Annotated in this window: 16 protein-coding genes and 2 pseudogenes; 11 read left to right on the plus strand and 7 right to left on the minus strand. The window is 39.3% G+C overall.

The features are described 5' to 3' along the window. Positions 1-13 precede the first annotated feature (13 nt). A pseudogene (locus AABS66_RS18890) lies at positions 14-295 on the minus strand (IS6 family transposase); the annotation flags it as partial. A 604-nt stretch (positions 296-899) separates the two neighbouring features. On the opposite strand from AABS66_RS18890, the gene AABS66_RS18895 reads away from it, so the two are divergent. From AABS66_RS18895 to AABS66_RS18920, 6 genes are all read left to right on the plus strand, one after another. Beyond that, the gene (locus AABS66_RS18895) at positions 900-1,376 is read left to right on the plus strand and encodes a spore coat protein U domain-containing protein (protein WP_430225296.1); all 477 of its coding nucleotides are present in this window, start codon (positions 900-902) and stop codon (positions 1,374-1,376) included. A gap of 75 nt (positions 1,377-1,451) precedes the next feature. Then, positions 1,452-2,177: a fimbrial biogenesis chaperone gene (locus tag AABS66_RS18900; protein ID WP_430225297.1), complete on the plus strand. Its 726-nt coding sequence runs from the start codon at positions 1,452-1,454 to the stop codon at positions 2,175-2,177. Next, positions 2,143-4,467 (plus strand): fimbria/pilus outer membrane usher protein, encoded by a 2,325-nt coding sequence (locus AABS66_RS18905; RefSeq protein ID WP_430225298.1) that lies wholly within the window; start codon positions 2,143-2,145, stop codon positions 4,465-4,467. Before AABS66_RS18900 ends, AABS66_RS18905 begins: the two co-directional genes overlap by 35 nt. Next, complete coding sequence (locus AABS66_RS18910) at positions 4,458-5,408, plus strand: Csu type fimbrial protein (protein WP_272573754.1); 951 nt, start codon at positions 4,458-4,460, stop codon at positions 5,406-5,408. The genes AABS66_RS18905 and AABS66_RS18910 overlap by 10 nt, the downstream gene beginning before the upstream one ends. 176 nt (positions 5,409-5,584) lie before the next feature. Beyond that, positions 5,585-6,754 carry a 5-methyltetrahydropteroyltriglutamate--homocysteine S-methyltransferase gene (locus AABS66_RS18915; protein ID WP_272573755.1) on the plus strand — a complete coding sequence of 390 codons (1,170 nt, stop codon included), beginning with the start codon at positions 5,585-5,587 and terminating at the stop codon, positions 6,752-6,754. Positions 6,755-6,987: 233 nt separating this feature from the next. Then, the gene (locus AABS66_RS18920; RefSeq protein ID WP_272573756.1) at positions 6,988-8,634 is read left to right on the plus strand and encodes an alkaline phosphatase; all 1,647 of its coding nucleotides are present in this window, start codon (positions 6,988-6,990) and stop codon (positions 8,632-8,634) included. A 130-nt stretch (positions 8,635-8,764) separates the two neighbouring features. On the opposite strand, the gene AABS66_RS18925 is transcribed toward AABS66_RS18920, so the two are convergent. From AABS66_RS18925 to petA, 3 genes are read right to left on the minus strand one after another with little or no spacing between them, the layout of a single operon-like run. Next, positions 8,765-9,625, minus strand: a complete 861-nt coding sequence (locus tag AABS66_RS18925; RefSeq protein ID WP_272573757.1) for a cytochrome c1 — start codon at positions 9,623-9,625, stop codon at positions 8,765-8,767. A 2-nt stretch (positions 9,626-9,627) separates the two neighbouring features. Continuing rightward, positions 9,628-10,833, minus strand: a complete 1,206-nt coding sequence (locus tag AABS66_RS18930; RefSeq protein ID WP_272573759.1) for a cytochrome b — start codon at positions 10,831-10,833, stop codon at positions 9,628-9,630. Continuing rightward, positions 10,834-11,382 carry a ubiquinol-cytochrome c reductase iron-sulfur subunit gene (gene petA, locus AABS66_RS18935; protein ID WP_272573760.1) on the minus strand — a complete coding sequence of 183 codons (549 nt, stop codon included), beginning with the start codon at positions 11,380-11,382 and terminating at the stop codon, positions 10,834-10,836. A 432-nt stretch (positions 11,383-11,814) separates the two neighbouring features. Here petA and AABS66_RS18940 point away from each other — a divergent pair, with 432 nt between their 5' ends. The 5 genes from AABS66_RS18940 to AABS66_RS18960 are packed head-to-tail and all read left to right on the plus strand — an operon-like array spanning position 11,815 to position 16,440. Continuing rightward, on the plus strand, positions 11,815-12,831 hold the full coding sequence (locus tag AABS66_RS18940; protein ID WP_272573761.1) for an ABC transporter substrate-binding protein: 1,017 nt from the start codon (positions 11,815-11,817) through the stop codon (positions 12,829-12,831). A gap of 3 nt (positions 12,832-12,834) precedes the next feature. Further along, on the plus strand, positions 12,835-13,851 hold the full coding sequence (locus AABS66_RS18945; RefSeq protein WP_272573762.1) for a FecCD family ABC transporter permease: 1,017 nt from the start codon (positions 12,835-12,837) through the stop codon (positions 13,849-13,851). A gap of 3 nt (positions 13,852-13,854) precedes the next feature. After that, entirely contained in the window at positions 13,855-14,619 is a 765-nt protein-coding gene (locus AABS66_RS18950) for an ABC transporter ATP-binding protein (protein WP_272573763.1), read from the plus strand. Between the two features lie 17 nt (positions 14,620-14,636). Beyond that, positions 14,637-15,068, plus strand: a complete 432-nt coding sequence (locus AABS66_RS18955) for a pseudoazurin (protein WP_273804968.1) — start codon at positions 14,637-14,639, stop codon at positions 15,066-15,068. A gap of 22 nt (positions 15,069-15,090) precedes the next feature. Then, positions 15,091-16,440 (plus strand): MATE family efflux transporter, encoded by a 1,350-nt coding sequence (locus AABS66_RS18960; protein ID WP_430225299.1) that lies wholly within the window; start codon positions 15,091-15,093, stop codon positions 16,438-16,440. A gap of 426 nt (positions 16,441-16,866) precedes the next feature. Here AABS66_RS18960 and AABS66_RS18965 read toward each other — a convergent pair. From AABS66_RS18965 to AABS66_RS18975, 3 genes and pseudogenes are all read right to left on the minus strand, one after another. Next, positions 16,867-17,351: pseudogene (locus tag AABS66_RS18965) on the minus strand (transposase); the annotation flags it as partial. Between the two features lie 242 nt (positions 17,352-17,593). Further along, the gene (locus AABS66_RS18970; protein WP_430225300.1) at positions 17,594-18,367 is read right to left on the minus strand and encodes a dimethyl sulfoxide reductase anchor subunit family protein; all 774 of its coding nucleotides are present in this window, start codon (positions 18,365-18,367) and stop codon (positions 17,594-17,596) included. After that, a complete protein-coding gene (locus AABS66_RS18975) occupies positions 18,360-18,986 on the minus strand; it encodes a DMSO/selenate family reductase complex B subunit (protein WP_430225301.1) in 627 nt (208 codons plus the stop codon). Before AABS66_RS18975 ends, AABS66_RS18970 begins: the two co-directional genes overlap by 8 nt. Between the last annotated feature and the right edge of the window lie 10 nt (positions 18,987-18,996).

The following is an 18,996-nucleotide window of genomic DNA, read 5'->3' on the forward strand; positions in this document are numbered from 1 at the left end:
GCAACAAGCCCTTATCGACAGAACGATAAAGGTACACCCATTTACCATTCACATAGGTTTCATCTAAATGCCAATTGTTGAGGTTAGAGGGATTACACCAATACCGCCGAAGCCGTTTTTCTATTTCAGGTGCATAGCGTTGAACCCAGCGATAAATAGTCGTGTGATCAACATTTAAGCCACGCTCAGCGAGCATTTCCTGAAGCTCTCGATAGCTGATACCGTATTTGCAGTTCCAGCGTAAGGCCTAAAGGATGATAATCTCGGTAGAATGACGTCCTTTAAATGTATTCATACAAAGAGCCTTAGTAACGAAATAGTCAATTTTAGTATACCAGTCACTTAAACCTTGTAACAGTGACTATTGTAAAATACGTCCCTTCAATTTATTTATCGCAATAGTCATGATAACTGTTTTTTCATTTGATCGATGCTTTATGATCTCATTGAGGAATATCTTTTTTTATTGAATTTTATTATTCATTTAAATAGTTTTTATTTTAATTTTTTGAAGTTATGTAATTATAGTATATTTATCTTTATTTTTTATAAAAAATAAGATTTCTTATTTCATTGTTTTATTTGTGATAATTTCTCATTACTTTGTTTTGTCTTGGTATAAATAATATTTTCATATTTTTATATCTCAATATGTCTTTTTTGTGATGACTTTAGATATCTTTTATTGTGAAATTGATCTTGCCCCTGCGGAGTTTATGCCACAACGATTGCATTTCGATTAATTTATTCTAAAATACCGTGAAATGTTTAAATTGACGCTATTTTTACTCATTAATGATAATAATGGTGCTATTTTAAAACAATTAATTAACAAAGTGTAATGTGAAATGTTGTGTTAATTAAATGGAATATCAACTCGTACTCTCAAAGGTAATTCTGTGTTAAATAAATTTCAATACCTCGCTTTAGTGAGCACATTCGGTGTGGCTGTCACTGCATTTGCAAGTACAACAACGACATCATCAAGTACAAATGGCAACATGAATGTCTATCTCACCGTATTAAAGGCGTGTACAGTCTCTGTCAGTGATATGAACTTTGGTGAGCAATACAGTAACGCTGGCGACCAAACGACGGATGCTACCGCTTCTGTTGTTTGTACTCAAGGTACTGACTATAGACTAACCGCTGATGCGGCGCATGATTATGTGCTTAATGATGGTAATGGTAACAAAGTCGCCTATAAATTATATACTGACCAAGCGGGTCAAGTCCCAATGACCACAGGAACCACCGAAACAGGGACTGGCGCGCCTCAACAATTAAAGATTTATGGTAAAATCGCAGCAAGTTCATTACAACAAGCTCCAGCTGGAAAATATAAAGACACCGTTTCTATTCTAGTCGATTATTAAATTCCGCTATAAAAAAGGAGTCTCATTGGCTCCTTTTTCCAATATCTGACCCTTTTCCCAATATACAGTTAATTTATGCTTAAATTCGCCCATTTTTTTATCCGAATATCAATTTTTATTGCCCTATGGCTACCGCTTTCAAGCCATGCTGCGACATTACAAGTTTATCCCGTTAATATTGATTTTTCAGAAAATGAAAAAGCAAAGGCTGTCTATGTCTCTAATGCGGGGGAAAGTGCCATTAATGCACAAATTAGGGTTTTCCTGTGGCAACAAGATGCAGGTGAAAATAAACTCATAGAGACAAAAGATATTATTGTTAGCCCACCGTTAACGGATATTCCGTCAGGCCAACAACAAATGATCCGAATTATTTTGCCTAATCAAAAAACAACAAATGCAGAGCTATCTTATCGGTTAATTATTGACGAATTACCCGGCAGTGATGAAGCCCAAAATGGGGGCGCGATTAATTTTTTACTGCGTTATTCATTGCCCATATTTATTAATACACCATCCACACCTATTGATAATGCAAAAATTCATGTCTGGATTGATAAATCAACAACACCGGCATTATTAAAAGTCAGCAACGAAAATAACCAACATATAAAACTAAGTGATGTTGCAATCACAAATCAAGGTAAAAAGGTGGTTGTTAGCAAAGGGTTGTTAGGCTATGTACTCGCGAATAATCAAATGGAATGGCCATTACCTGCTCATCTTTCGTCTGGACAAAACATAGAAGTGACGCTCAATGAGCATAATGAACCACAAACATTCTCTATCAGCACTCGTTAGCCTTTTTATTTTTGGCCTATGCCCTGCGACTGCAAATACGGTTGAAACGCTTTACCTCGATGTTTCTATTAACAAGCGCGCTTTGCCTAATTTTGTGGAAGTTAGAAAAGAAGGTGATACCTTTTGGCTATCTGAATCTGAAATTAAAGCACTTTCATTAAATACGGATAATTTAGCTAAGCAAGATGGATGGGTACAATTAACGCCGCAACAAGGTATAAAGATTGATTACGACCCTCTTTCTCAATCTCTATCCATTATGGCGAGTGAACATTGGCTAGCAGGGGCACAAAAACCCAATATTCCTGGCCAAGGTTTTTTATTGACTGAAAACCAAATTGCCCCTGAAATTAAAGGTGGCGTCCTTAATTATGATCTATTTGCTAGCCATGATACATACAGTAAGAATATAAGCGCATTTACTGAATTACGGTTAATTGGCTACGGCTCCGGCCACCTAACAACCTCATTTAATAACCAATTATCACGAACACCTCAATCGACTGATAATAAATTCAATCGGTTAATGACCACATGGCAAACGAGTAATGTCGATACATTAAACACATTCATGTTGGGGGATGGGATTACTGGGGGCCAGTCATGGAGTAACCAAGTCCGTTTTGGTGGCGTCCATTTATCACATAATTATACCGTACAACCTAATTATAATATTACCTCAAAACCGATTTACAGTAATACAGCGGTATTACCCTCAACCGTTGATCTGTATATTGATGGTATAAGAAATAGTACACAACGTGTCGACCCAGGGCAATTTACACTCAATACAGCACCACACTTTTCAGGCGCGGGTAATGCTCAACTGATTATTACCGACATTAATGGCCAGCAACAAAAAATCGATGTCTCCCTTTATAATACAAATCAACTCATTTCGAAGGGGCTCTATACTTGGGATCTCAGCTTAGGCTGGTTGAGAGAAGATTATAACGAACGATCTTTTGGCTATAATTCTAAATTAATGCTTGTCGGCGATGGCCGATACGGTGTCACCGATAATTTGACACTAACAGGCCATAATGAAACCAATAGCGCATTACAAAATATTGGTGCGGGATACCATTGGCTAGTTGCCCCTTATTTAGGGGTAATACAAGGTAATATGGCTTGGAGCCAATACCAAAATCAATCCGGAACACAATGGGGCGCAGGTTGGCAGTGGAATAATAGCCAATTTAGCCTCTCCGTCAATCATCAGCAACGCGAAAATAATTATGCCGATGTAGCAACTCAGACGGGTAATTTAATGCCACGAAAATCAGATAATGCCTTCATGAGCTGGTCCTTTGAGACATTGGGAACCCTTGGCGGCGGCTGGATTTCCCGAGATTACCCTTCGACTCAAGTACAATATGCCAATCTATCTTGGTCAAAAACCTATACTAATTTTTTAACAGTATCCATTAATGGTGCAAGAGAGCTAGGGAGTCGGCAAAATAGCTCAATGTATTTAATGGTGAGTATTCCGCTATCCACCGAAAACTATGTCTCTCTTCAGACAAACTATGACAATAAGCGTGTGAACCAGCAAATTCAATATCGCCATAACTTACTGCCTGACAAGAGTGGCTGGGGTGGCGGAATAACACAACAGCTTGGCGAAAATAATAATCTTCATATTGATCTTATCAATCGAAGTGCATCAAATGAATGGCAAGTGGGTTATAACCGCGACCGTAATGATAATAACTATTATGTCAGTAGCAATGGTGCTATTGGTGTTCTCGATGAACATGTCTATTTTATGCGAAGATTAGGCAATGCATTTGCAATAGCAGATACTTCAGGCGTGCCTGATATCCCAATTTATTTACAAAATATTGAGGTAGGCAAAACAGACAAACAAGGGCGTTTACTGCTAAATGATTTATATGGATACGAACCGCAAAAAATAAGAATTAATGCTTTGTCATTATCTGCCGATTACCGTATTAAGGATACTGAAAAAATCATTGTGCCTCGTGAAGGAAATGGCACATTAGTCTCCTTTAATTTATACCGAGCAAATGCACTATTATTAAACGTGAAGCAAAACAGCGGCATTGAAATACCTTTTGCTGCATCGGTATCCATTCACCGTAATAACGCTTCAAATGATGATGTAGAAAAAACCCTCGTCGGGTATGGTAGTCAAATCTATTTAGAAAATTGGCAGACAGTGCAATCGATCGATGTCGTGTGGCCGAAAGGAAAATGTCAGATTTCTCTACCTCAAATGAATGATAGCGCTGAAGCATTTGTTGAAAAAGAGGTTATATGTTTCTAAAAAATAAAAATATACTCTTATGCGTACTAATTAGTCTACCCGCTGTTTCATTTGCGAGTGCTAATTGCTGGAATGGCTCAGGGACACAATTTAATTTTGGCACAGTGACACAAGGGCAAACATCTACAACAACAGGGAAAGTAGTTTTTACCTGCAACAATTATGATGGTGATACCCGTTTTATACGAGCATGCCTGCGCCTGCAAGATGAGGCACCACTTGCCATGCGGACAAATAGCACCCCAGCAAATACGCTCTATTTCAATGTTTATCCACTCAATAACCAGTCTATCCCTTTAAGCCGCTCTACCCCGCAATATGCCCAGCTAGACTATCGGTTGCCGAATGGTTCAACAGAAGAGGCCTATTTTAATTTGGCGGCTAAAATAGCCCCAAAACAGATGTCTCTCGCCGCGTGGACTTATTACAACTATGGCTTTATGACAGTCATAAAATACATGGTGGCTCAGCAAGAATCCCAATTGCTGTCATGTGAAGCGATGCCGGAAACAAACATACGAATAGTTCAATCTGCGGCAACCGCTGATGTCAAACAAGGGTGCCAAATAGATAATATTAGCGACATGAATTTTGGCTCGTTATCTCCGGTGAGTGGCCAAAAGTTATCAGCAAAAACAACAGCCAGAATATCGGCAACCTGCCCGACGGGCACCGCATTTTCCCTCGGATTAGGCCAAGGCTTACACTTTAAAGAAAACAGCCGCCAATTGTGTTCTGACACAAATTGTGTTAGCTACCAACTCTATCAAGATGCCGCTTATTCAACAGTTTGGGGAGATACTATTCACCACAATACTGTCGATAAAGTGTCTTCAGATGGACAAAGTCAACAAGTGGTTGTTTATGGGGCAATTCCCCCTCAAGAATGGCCGCCATCAGGCAAATATACAGATACGGTTGTCGTCACGCTATTTTATTAAGTTATATCATTTAATTAATCACATTTATCTACGGATGTATTAGTTGATTTCATTAAGTAATAATATCATCAGAAAATTGAATAAATTTCATTTACCAGTGAATTTTATTCCTCATGTCATGCATATATTAATGATATCTTGAATGACTTAATTGAATAGAGAGGAAAGATATTAACATGGCAACTTTCACCCCCCCATTTAAAGCGGATGTTGTTGGCAGCTACCTCCGCCCTGAATATTTGCATACAGCTCGCCGTGATTTTGCTAACGGTCATATATTAGCAGATGAATTTGAGTTGATTGAAAATAAAGCTATCATTGAATTAATCGAAAAACAAAAAGCGGCAGGACTTTCTGTGATTACTGACGGTGAATTCCGTCGCAGTTGGTGGCATTTAGATTTTATGTGGGGGCTAAATGGGGTTGAAAAATCAATTTTGTCAAAAGGATATACCTTTGATGGAATTGAAACTCGGCCTGAAACTGCGCGTCTAACCAGTAAAATCAGTGGTGAAAACCACCCTTTTATTGAACATTTTAAATTTTTACTGCCTTTTGCTGAAAATAACATTGTTCCTCGCCTAACGATCCCAGCGCCAGCCCAATTTTTTAAAGAACTGTATCGCCCTGAAAATAGAGAGAGTACACAGCAATTTTACCCAGAACAAGAAACATTAATGAGTGATATTGCTAAGGCATATCAGACGTTCATTATTGAATTATATCAAGCTGGTTGCCGTAATCTTCAACTTGATGATTGTACATGGGGCATGATGGTTGATTCGCGTTACCACAATTCTGGTATTGCAGAGAAAACCGCACATTCAAGCTGTGATTGCCATCCGAACCAAACGGTCATCAGCGACGATGTAAAAGCCTTAGCTGAAACCTTGCTCACATTGAATAACCAAGCTGTATTCAATGCACCAAGTGACCTTGTTTTGACAACCCATGTCTGCCGTGGAAATTACCGTTCAACATGGGCTGCAAGCGGGGGCTATGAACCCATTGCTGAAGTTCTTTTTGGGCGAGAAAATGTCTCCGCTTACTACCTAGAATTTGATACTGACCGCGCCGGCGATTTTTCACCTTTAGCACACGTAACTCAAGGGAAAAAAGTTGTTCTTGGGCTCATTTCATCAAAAACAGGGGAGCTAGAAAAGAAAGCAGAAGTTATCTCGCGTATTTATGAAGCAGCCAAATACCTTCCATTAGAGCAATTATGTTTAAGCACACAATGCGGCTTTGCATCTACAGAAGAAGGGAATGCATTATCAGAGCAACAGCAATGGGATAAAATAGCCTTAGTGAATGAGATTGCCAAAGAAGTATGGCCAGCTAATTAAGCGTAACGAGGTCATCCTAAATAGATGTGATTAAGGCAATAACCGGCTATTTATTGTTACACAAAGGATCAGTAAATAACGGTTATATGCCTTAAGGCATATATTAATATATTACCTTCTCATCAGAATAATCTTAATCTTTATTTTTTTAATCATCTTAATAATACTGAAATATCTATTTCCTATTCTCCAAGCTCACAAATTTTATTATTTCGACAGGGAATAAATTATTTATGCGCTTTCTAAAGTCACTTGCTTATAGTGCTATTTCAATTTCACTCACTTTTCCGCTATTCTCCGCCGCTGCGAATACCAGTGAGAAGCCTCAAACCGTTAAGAATGTGATTGTCATGATCCCAGATGGGATGAGTGTCACTGGTACAACACTTGCTCGATTATATAAAGGCGAATCCCTTGCCCTTGATCCTCTAGCAAGCGGTTTAATGACGACGTGGAATGGTGATGGGACTATTGCAGATTCCGCCCCCGCAGGCTCTGCCATTTCTTCAGGCTGGAAGTCCCAAAGTGGCAATATTGCAAGTACGGGTAAGAAATATGATTGGCCTGGTGTTAAAACACCAAGTCAAGGTGAAGAGCTTCGTCCAGTCGCTACATTGCTCGAAGCATCACGCCTTAGTGGCCGTTCCGTGGGGATAATTAGTACAAGTGAATTTATGCATGCAACCCCCGCTGACTTTAGTGCCCACGACCCTTCGCGCAAAAGCTATGACAATCTAACAGAACAAATTGTCTACAATAATCTGGATGTTATTTTAGGTGGTGGGGCTAAATATCTCAAACCTGAAAATCGTGCAGATAAAGAAGATATGGCGAAAATACTGTCATCTCGAGGGTACAACATTGTCAATACACCGAAGCAGCTAGATGCGTTTTCAGGTAAGAAACTTGTTGGCGTTTTCGGTAAAACTGATGAACACACCGCGCTTTCCTATGATTTAGATCGTGATGCAGCGCTTGAACCTTCACTGGCACAAATGACTCAGAAGGCCATTGATGTATTATCGCAAAACCCAGATGGATTCTTCCTCATGGTTGAAGGCTCTAAAGTTGACTGGGCTGCCCATGCCAATGATCCCGTTGGTATTATTAGTGATGTATTAGCTTTCGATGATGCTGTCGCTAAAGCGGTTGATTTTGCTAAAAAAGATGGAAATACCTTAATCGTCGCGATGACTGATCACGGTAACTCGGGTATTTCAATTGGTGACCGCTCTACCTCAGAGAACTATGATAAAACCCATTGGACCCGCTTCATTAACCCGCTGAAAAAGGCAAAAGTCACTGGCGAAGGTTTTGAAGCTATTCTCGAAAGTCAGTCAGCCAAACAAGATGCTGTAAAGATCCGCGCATTAGCAACACAATGGCTGGGCGTAGATGACTTAACGGATGAAGAAGTTAATAGCATCATGGGGGCTAAATCGGGTGCACTCAATTATGTTATCGGCCCTATTCTTGCTCAAAGAGCCAAAATTGGTTTCACGACAAATGGTCACACGGGTGAAGATGTGGTGCTGTATAGCTATGATCCACGCGGCCGTTTACTGGGTGGCTTAATGGATAACACTGAGGTCGCTCATTTCATGGCATCCGCACTTGATGTCAACTTGCAGCAGGCAACTGAGCAATTGTTCCTTGACGCAAATGCGGAGTTTAGTGCTAAAGGTGCGACCGTCAGTGAGGACTTATCTGATGCAGAAAACCCTGTTTTAGTGGTCACAAAAGGCGCCCAAACTCTACGGATCCCTCGTAACAAAAGCGTTGCTTGGTTAAATGATAACGAAGTTACCTCAGATGGCGTCAATGTCTATAATGGCTCACGCTGGTTTGTATCAAAATCACTGATTGACCAAATCAAATAACCTCATTTATTAGCAAGTAAAGCGCGCACCACTGGCGCTTTACTGACTTTTTTAGCCCCATAAAATCCGCCAAGATACGATAATTGCAGTTGGCAAACAGAGCTCAGTTAGTAAACAGAAATCGAAAAAATTATTGGTACTCCTTCGCACGCTGGATTTTTTTCCTCTGCGCATTTAACGCGAGCAACAACACCAGAAAAACAGTAAAATACCCGAGCACAATCCACCCCGTATTTTTTCTGCTTTCCAGATAAGGGTCCGCTGTCCATGCCAAGAAAGCCGTGACATCTCGAGCATATTGCTCCGCGGTTTCCGGTGCTTTTTTGCCTGTGGCATCAATAGGGTATTCAATGTCTCCATCATTTAACTGCTTCGGCATTAAGATCATGCCACCCGGAAAATAACGGTTAAACACCGTCGTCTCGGTTTCAGGGATCGCGTCAGAATACCCCGTTAAAAGCGCAAAGACATAATCTGAGCCTTGATCGGTGTAAGGCGTAAACATATCAAATAAAGATTGCGGAAAACCACGATCATAACCGCGAGCACGTGTAATATAGGTTAAGTCAACCGGTTCCTTTCCATTATTGAGATAAATGGCTTCTTGCGTATTGGCAAAAGGTGACGGAAAATGATCCGCAAGAGTGCCTGGCCGCTCAATAATCTCCCCCATGTCGTTGATGGCGGGAAAGACATTCTCCGCAGCAATAGATCTCGCTTTATCAATAGAAAGCTCAGGCCCGCCCACATCAGTTAACTGATGAAATCCAAGATAATTCAGGCTATGGCAGGCTTGGCATTTTTCTTGATAAACCTGCAATCCACGCCGAAGTTGCTCTTTGTCATATTGGCCAAATAACCCTGAATATGCCCAATTTTGCTGTTGTGGGGTTTCAGTTGGCGGCAACGGCTCATCCGCATAAACGGGTTTACAAAGTATTAATAATGAATAGAAAAACACGATGACTATTTGGTGATATTTTTTCATCATGATTAATCTTGAACCTCGATATATCGACGAGAAGGAAGAACAATAAAGAAATAAGCAAAATAAATAAGTGTAGAAGCTTGAGATAATGGCCTAACCCAGCCACTTTCCTGATTATTTTCGCTAAATACATTAATTAAATCGGGTCCTGTTAATGCTTTAGACCCCAACCAAGTTAGCAGCATCGCATTAGCAACCCAAAGCCAAAATGCGGTTTTGATAATGGGGTGGTAATGACGAAAACGTGATTTCGAATTATCTAACCAAGGTAGGAAATAAAAAACGAGCATGGCTGCGAACATCGCAACGAGACCAACAAGCTCATTAGGGAAGCAACGGAGAATGGAAAAAAACATCAGAAAATACCATTCTGGTGCGACAATTTCAGGTGTCACTGTTGGATCCGCTTTGATAAAATTATCGGCATGCATTAAATACTGAGGCGCAAAAAATAAAAACCAGACAAAAACCATGCAAAAGAGGGTCGTCTTTATCATGTCATCATTGGTTATTTGAAAATTAAATAATAATTTTTGCTGCTGTTTTTCTGTAAAAGGCTGTTTAATTGCCTTAGCAAAGGCTTGTTTTACTGTACGGATATGAATAATCGTAAATATAACAATAATAAAGGGGATGATGAAATGTAGGACAAAAAATCGCCCTATCATTGGTGTTCCAGCAGAAAACCCACCAACGACATACTCGTGTATTGTGCCACCAACAAACGGGATAGCTTTGCTAAATTCCGTCATAACGGTTGCGGCCCAATAACTCTTTTGCCCCCAAATCAGGCTATAACCAAGAAATGCCGTCACCATCAATAAAACATACAGTGTTACGCTCACCATCCACATTTTTATATAGGGGCGGCGATAAACACTGTAGTACATGCCTCGAAACATATGGATATAGCAGGCTGCAAAAAACAGTGATGCGCCTATTGTGTGCATATTTCGAACTAATTCACCTTGGTTCACATTCCTGACAATATGAATAATAGAGTCAAAAGCAAGTTCTGCTGTAGGAACATAAAACATGGCTAAAATGACGCCTGAAATAATTTGTACCAGCAACATTAAAAGTAAAATAGTTCCGATACCAAAAAACCAGAGGCCTCGAGTGGTTTTAGGCAATGGTATTGCTTTAAAAATCGTAAAAATAGAATTTTTAGCTTTTTTTTCCGCTATTTTTGAATGGTTTTGTCGCGACATTTAAGCGTCCTTTACACCAATACGTAATGTTAAACCATCATTCAAAAAGATGTAATCTGGCACCATTAAATTGGTTGTCGACGGACCTTTAACCACGCGACCAGAATTGTCGAACTCAGAGCCATGACAAGGGCAAACCCAGCCTATATCAGGGTGTTTAACTTCTCTTGGAATACAGCCTGCATGGGGGCAATTTCCAAAGACAACAAGCCAACGTTCATGGCCTACCTTCACTCGCTGTGAATCAGGTTCAGGATCTAACAGCTTTGCCGTGTTGTCTGCTTGGGCTGCGATGATTTCATCTTCTGTACGATATCGAACGATAACAAGCTTATCTCGCCAGATTTTTTTTAAAACTTGCCCTGGTTGCATATTTTCGAGATTAATGTCCATCGGTCCACTGCTGACTAAATTCCGTTTATCTGGGCCAAATGTCATGATTAATGGCCACGCCGCAATAGCAATCCCTGCGGTACCTATAATCTGTGTGAGTCGCAGTATACTTTTCCGACGAGTGAGTTGATCTACTTGTGTTTTGTTTTCATTCATTCTTGGGGCCCTGTAATAATATTTTAACAATCTGAAACAATTAAAATACATAAGAACAAGCTATAAATAAAAAAGTAAAAAGGCAGAGTAAAATATTATTTATTATTAAATTTAAATCATGATCCTTCCGTTAGAATAAAAACACCAATAGTAAATATTAATTAACATAATGATAACGATTTTATGTATTTAATTTTTATTTGATTTTTTATAATGTTTTTATTTAATTATAACTCATTGATATTAAATTATTATTTTTTAAAAAGTATTAATTCAATAAAGTATGCTATCACAAATGGAAATTATTATCATTTGAATTGTTCAGTTTTTATGATATTAAATACACCCGAATAAAACATAAAAAAAATATCTCTGTATATTCCGGGATGTATTTTTACTATCAATGCTGATTTTTTCTTAATAGGTATTTACATGAAAAAGGTACTCCGATTCGCCCTTCCTATCATTGCTGGCGCACAGTTATTTGCATCGGCCGCGTTAGCAGAAAAAAGCCATTATCCCTTAACCATTGACAGCTGTGGACACGCTTTAACTTTCGATAAAGCACCAGAGCGAGTTGTGGGTATAGGACAAGGGACAATAGAAATTCTTTATTCTTTGGGATTAGCGGACAAAGTGGTGGGGACATCCCTATGGGTTGAACCGGTTCTAGCTGAATTCAAAGAGGTTAATGACAAAATTGATGTTTTAGCGGACAACGACGTCAGCTTTGAAAGTATCATTGCCAAAAAACCGGATTTAATTACTAACCAATTCCAATGGCAAATTGGCGATGTGGGGGTAGTTGCAACGGTTGAACAATTTTCAGAGCTAAATATTCCCGTGTATACTTCGCCTGCTGACTGTGTGGGTAAAGACAACAGTGAAGGCGGTGATGGTGTTCGAAAAGATGCATTTAACATGGAATTGATATACAAAGAGATTTCAGATCTGGCTAACATTTTTGATGTACAAGATCGTGGTGAAAAATTAATTACAGATTTGAAAAATAGAGAATTAGCGGCGAAGAAAAAAGTTCAAAACTTACCCGCAAATACCTCCGCACTATTCTGGTTCTCAAGTGCAGATGCCGAGTCTGACCCATATGTTGCGGGGGCAAAAGGTGCACCAGGATTTATCATGTCAAGTCTTGGAGTTAAGAACATTGTCACCACTGAAGAAGAATGGCCAACGGTTAGCTGGGAAAATATTGTCCGTGAAAACCCAACCGTTATCGTTGTTGGTGATATGAATCGACGTCGTTTTCCTCTCGATGATGTCAACGTTAAGTTAGCATACTTAAAAAATGATCCTGTTTTAAAATTAATGCCTGCAGTTGAAAACCAACGAATTATTGTGATTGGTGCACAATCTATGAATCCGACATTGAGAACAATGGAAGGATTAGAAAAAGTGGCAGATGCATTGTCTAAAATGAATCTTCAATAAAAAATGGCATTAAATATCTTAAACCGCATAGGACTGGTGCTGCTTGCAGCGCTGGTTCTTTGTCTTACTATATTAGCTGGGACAGCGATTGGGGAAATTTTTATTCCTTTTGACGTTGTGCTAAAAGTGATTGCCAACAAAATGTGGAGTGCGGGTTATCCACTCGATAGGATCGAAGAGGGCATTGTTTGGAATTATCGGTTAAGCCGAACGGTTATTGCTGCGTTATGTGGGATGGGACTAGCCTTATCAGGCACAATCCTGCAAGCACTTTTGCGTAATTTACTGGCTGACCCTTATCTATTAGGCATATCTGCGGGGGCATCTACAGGGGCTGTTGCCATTGTGGTATTAGGTGTGGGGGCGGGTACCCTTTCTGTTTCATTTGGTGCCTTTGTCGGTGCTATTGTCGCCTTCGTGCTTGTCTCTTTACTGGCATTTCGAGCGGGAAAGGGAAATGGGGGCGTTATTCTTGCTGGGATAGCAGGCTCGCAGCTTTTTAACGCATTGACCTCTTTTATCATTACACACTCGGCCAGCGCTGAACAAACCCGTGGGATTATGTTCTGGCTATTAGGCAGTTTGTCAGGCGTTAGATGGCCTGATGTGTCGCTCGCTTTTCCAATTACGCTGATTGGGCTGCTTGTTTTTCTTTGGTATGCCAGGTCACTTGATGCATTTACATTTGGTGGTGAATCCGCGGCATCCCTTGGGATACCCGTAAAACGAACGTATGCTATTTTAATTATTTGTGCCACGTTGATTACGGCAACAATGGTCAGTATCGTGGGTGCAATTGGTTTTGTTGGGCTAGTCATCCCTCATGCAACCCGTTCTATTGTAGGCTTAAAACACCATCGTCTCTTGCCTGCAGTGGCAATCACGGGAGCCATTTTTTTAGTGGCGGCTGATATTGTTTCGCGAACAATCATTATTGGGCAAGTGTTACCTATTGGTGTGATTACGGCGTTAGTTGGCGCACCCATATTTGCATTAATATTAAGTCGGAGAGCACGTTAGATCATGGCTATCTTAGCGGAAGATCTATATTGGAAAAGTGGTAATAAAGAGATTATCAATGGTATTTCATTACATATTAAGCCAAATGAATTTGTGGGGATAGTGGGACCGAATGGTTCAGGGAAAAGCTCTTTAGTCTCCTTACTTTCTGGGATTAGAAAACCAACTCGAGGGCAAGTCACTTTATTTGGTCATGCCTTAAGTACATTGAAACCGAGAATGATCGCTCAACAGGTTGCTTTTGTACGCCAACATATTGATACTGAAGATCACATCACCGCTAAGCAATCTGTTGAACTTGGACGAACCCCCTATTTGAGTCTTCTATCTCCTTGGTCAAAAAAAGATGATGAAATCGTCAATCATGCTTTAGACATTGTTGATATGCAAGCAAAGGGAAATCAGTTATGGCCAACATTATCGGGCGGTGAGCGGCAGCGATTACACATCGCGAGAGGGCTAGTCCAAAAGCCTCAATTAATCATTCTGGATGAACCGACCAATAATTTAGATGTGCATCATCAACTGAATTTACTCAGTCTTGTTAAAAAACTGCAACTGACGACTGTGGCTGTTTTGCATGATTTAAATCATGCCGCCATGTACTGTGACCGCTTACTGGTGATTGATCGGGGATGTATAGTTAAAGAAGGTATTCCAAACGAAGTCTTAACAAAAGAATCGATCAAACAGATATTTAAAGTCGAAGTTGAATGCTATCAAGATCCAGCAGGATTGCCATTTATTCGTTTTATTCAATCATGTTAACTTTATAAGGTAATACTATGCGTCAGTCATTAATAGCTATTTTAAGCTTTTTCGTGTTAGTTGCTTCGTCTTATGCCGAAGTCCATGAGGTTAAAATGCTTAATCGCGGACAAAATGGGCCGATGGTTTTTGAACCAGACTACATTGAAATCAAACCGGGTGACTCCATTAAGTTTATTGCGACACATAAAAGCCATAATGCCGCATCTATTCCGGAATTAAGGCCAGAAGGCAGCGCATTATTTAAAGGAAAAATCAATGAGGAGCTTGAAGTGCCATTTGATATTCCTGGTTTTTATGGTATCCAATGTACACCCCATTTTTCAATGGGAATGGTCATGGTGGTTAAAGTCGGTGAAGCAAACCTTCCGGATAATTTCAGAACGTATAAAGCCCCAGGTAAATCAGATAAACGACTCAAAGACATCATTAACAATAACAAACTATAATATTGCTATTCAACCGTAAATTATGACAATAAAATCAGTACAAAAGCAAGAAGTTACCTTCAAACGTTACTTGTTGCTAGTCGTGCCATTGACGCTATCAACAATCACAGTCCCCTTACTGGGTGCTGTCGATACAGCTTTAGTGGGGCATTTGCCAAATCCGAGCTTTATCGCTGGCGTTACGATTAGTACAGTTATTTTTAATACATTGTACTGGTTACTTGGTTTTTTACGGATTAGTACAACCAGCTTTGCTGCCCAAGCCTTAGACAATCAAGCTCAGCTAAGCAGCGCCTTTGTGCGACCACTCTTTATTGCGCTCATATTGGGGGGGCTATTTATTTTATTTCGCTCGATGATATTTGAATCATTTATTCAAATATCATCCCCTTCCCCTGAAGTCTATCTATACGCCAAACAGTACTATGAAATCCTCATTTTTGGCGCACCATTTACCTTGATAAACTATGTTATTATCGGTTTTTTGATGGGTAAATCTCATGTGAAATTGGTATTGTATTTACAACTTTTCATTAACTTAGCGAATATTTGTTTATCGGTCATCTTAGTTTGGTATTTTCATTTAAACGTCAAAGGTGTTGCAATTGCAACGTTACTCGCACAAATCGGGACGACGGTTATTGGACTCATACTGATTAATAGAATGAGGGTGATAAAATTAACCTTAGATGAACTGAAATCCTATTTATCGCCATCATCTTTACGTGAAATAATTTTGATTAATGGTGACTTACTTATACGAACAATCTGTTTATTGATTGTCACCAACCTCTTTATTTCGCACAGCAGTGACTTAGGTGTCGAAGTTTTAGCCGCAAATAGTATTCTTTTCCAAGTTCAATATTTAATGGCTTATGTGTATGATGGCTTCGCTAATGCTATCAGCATATTAAGTGGTCAGTCTAAAGGACTAAAAAATAGTAAGTTATATAATAAAGTCGCAGGATACGCTGTCATTTCTGGTATTGGTGTATCTCTCGTTTTGACGCTAAATTGGTTAGTCTTTGATTCGTATGTTTTACGGCTCTTTACGAATCAGGATAACATTTTAACCTTAGCGTTAACATACAGCAACTGGCTTGCATTTTTTCCAATATCGATTGCCATGGGATTGATGATATACGGATTATTTTGTGGTATTAATTATGTCTCATCGATTCGTAACTCAATGATAATTAGTGTCATTATATGGTTATTATCCTCTAATATTCTTATTCCTTATTATGGTAATAATGGTTTATGGCTGTCATTTATTCTATTCTGCTTTGGGCGCTCATTACTGATATTATGGTTATCAGTGTCATATAAATTCATTGGATTAAATAAAAATGAAGATGTGAGTTCTAGATAAAAATTGGAATGTATTCAATTCAATGAGTGGTGACTATTATCCATAGCCAAAGTTGATATAAAGGTTATTGTGGTAGAATGTGTAGATAAAATTATTTTTCATGGTTAGATATCTTTACCAACACAGTGACGCTTTAATCAGGCGGACTGAGTATTATATTTCTATTAAACACTGACTACTTTTTCGTTTATTGACAATGAGAACAGTAATTCACTGAAATTATCATCTAAAAGCCTAATAATAGGCACTCTGCTCCTAGGGCGCGGTTTGTAACTTCACTCTACAGGTTTTTTTCTTTAGTTACATTCATGTTGTTTACTCGTGAATACCTCTTTTTCTTCAAAATAAGTTTTACGTAGCTAATTCTTTACATAATCGATTCTAAGCACTTTTTATCATTATTTAATGGATCTTGTTCACTACCCATTAATTGAGACACACCAAACTAGAAATTTCTAACGATTTGCGATATGCCTCTGTGGGAGGTGATTTAAATTTTCATGGGTTCGGTGAAGGTTATAATTTTATTGCCAAAGCCACACCATTTCTCGAAACTAGCTTAATGATTTAAATAAATACTCATTTAAAAACTCACGGTGAAACGGGCCATTAAAACGTTAGATAAAGCCATTTTGTTGCGGTTTACCCAGTTGAATATGACACAGTAAAACTTAATAATTCAATAGATTAACTGAGATTAATTCAGGGCCATTATCAACTCGAATTTGTTTCAGCAATCCTCTTTCGGTTTTTAAGCGCTCAAGCACTCTTATAATGCGCTCCGCGGGTAATGATGTACCAACCTCAATCGCCAAACATTCACGTGTTCCTTCATCAATAATATTGAGTGTCCTGAAGCGCTTACCACAATATAAACTGTCATGTACAAAATCCAGCGCCCATAGAACATTCGAGGGTATTTTCAACCACTAATGGTCTTTTTTCGACACTGTTGCAAAGTTTGAATGGGTAATTTATTTGATTAATCAAATTTAGAAGATCCATATTATTTATTTGTAATAGCCTCTCAAAGATGAGTAATAAAATTACGTACCTAGAATACAGCAGATGTAAGTATCAAATAGAAAAGCGACACACTACCATGCTTACGCTTAACTCCTGTATGCATGGTAGTCTTTTACCTCAAAAAAGATTACATCGGTAGCGACCATAAATTATAGAAGGCTATTCGACCAACCAGCTCAGCCATAAGCACCACGACTGCCATCATAAAAATTATCTTTTCAGATTTAAGTAACATATAACCAATTGCAGCAGCTATGCTAGCAGCCAGAAAAGCAGCTTGAACAATAAACCAACTATTTTGTGCAGTTGTCAAGGCAACATTAGCATTCATTAGCATCGATAAATATCCTGGGCGTATGATAAAGCTAACCAAGATTGCTATAATACTCACTAGCAACCCCAGGCGGTGAGCACCAAACAGTGCAGCTAACGTTCCTCCACCAATCAATGGTGTCAACATCATTATTGCTGTCGTATAAGATGAACTCCAAGTATCTACAGTAGGTAACTGATAAACCTGTGGAATTGCAAATAAAAATACAAAACCTACCGCCGCCGACAACCATGCTATTGTATTATACATAGCTTTTGCGCTACGCTTCAGCAGTAGACCAAGAGCGCTAACCCCTCCCAGAGCACCAAACACAGCAGAAAGTACAATTTCATTACTCATTGGAGAAAGTCCGACACGAAACAACATATTTATTGCACGGAGCGGCTGACCAATGTGGAAAATACCGATAATAGCGCCTAAGCCAAAAAAACATACCATAATAAAAAGGCCAATAGCCTTCCGTCGTTCATTAATATGACCCAAAGCACCGCTAATCTGCAACATGATAAATGCGCCCACAGCGCTTTGTGTAAATACTGTAAAGAATACCAAAGGTAGCTCATGCATGGCGCACCTCCCGAATATTCATGATTGCACCCTCTGTATCACCTGAAGCTCGCGAGTTTGGATGTGGTTTAATAATGAGGTTAGGGTGGGTTAGCGATGCAGTTGGTAATGGTGCAATCTGGTTTTCAGTTCCGTATCGAACTCTCAATTCATCAATTGGGCCAAAATCTAACGCACGTTGTGGACAAGAGTCCACGCAGATCGGACGTAGATTTTTTTCTAGTCTATCAATACAACCATCACACTTGCGCATCAGTTTAGCCTTAGCATCGAATTGCGGTGCTCCGTACGGGCACCGCATTTCACAATAACGACACCCAACACAAATGTCCTCGTTAACTAATACCAAGCCATCTTCTTTACGTTTGTGCATAGCACCTGTAGGACAGCCTGACACACAGGCTGGATCATCACAATGGTTACAGGCGATGGATAGATAATAGGAAAAAGTATTATTATGCCAACTATTACCTTCTTTTACCCAACTACCTCCACCATATTCATATACTCGACGTAATTTAGGTCCGACATCTAAATCTTTATTATCCTTGCAACTTATCTGGCACGTTTTACAACCAGAGCAGCGCGAGGAGTCAACATAAAAACCATACTGTTTCATTTTTGTTACT

It is taken from the genome of Providencia sp. SP181, assembly GCF_050446505.1.
GTDB classification, from domain to species: domain Bacteria; phylum Pseudomonadota; class Gammaproteobacteria; order Enterobacterales; family Enterobacteriaceae; genus Providencia; species Providencia vermicola.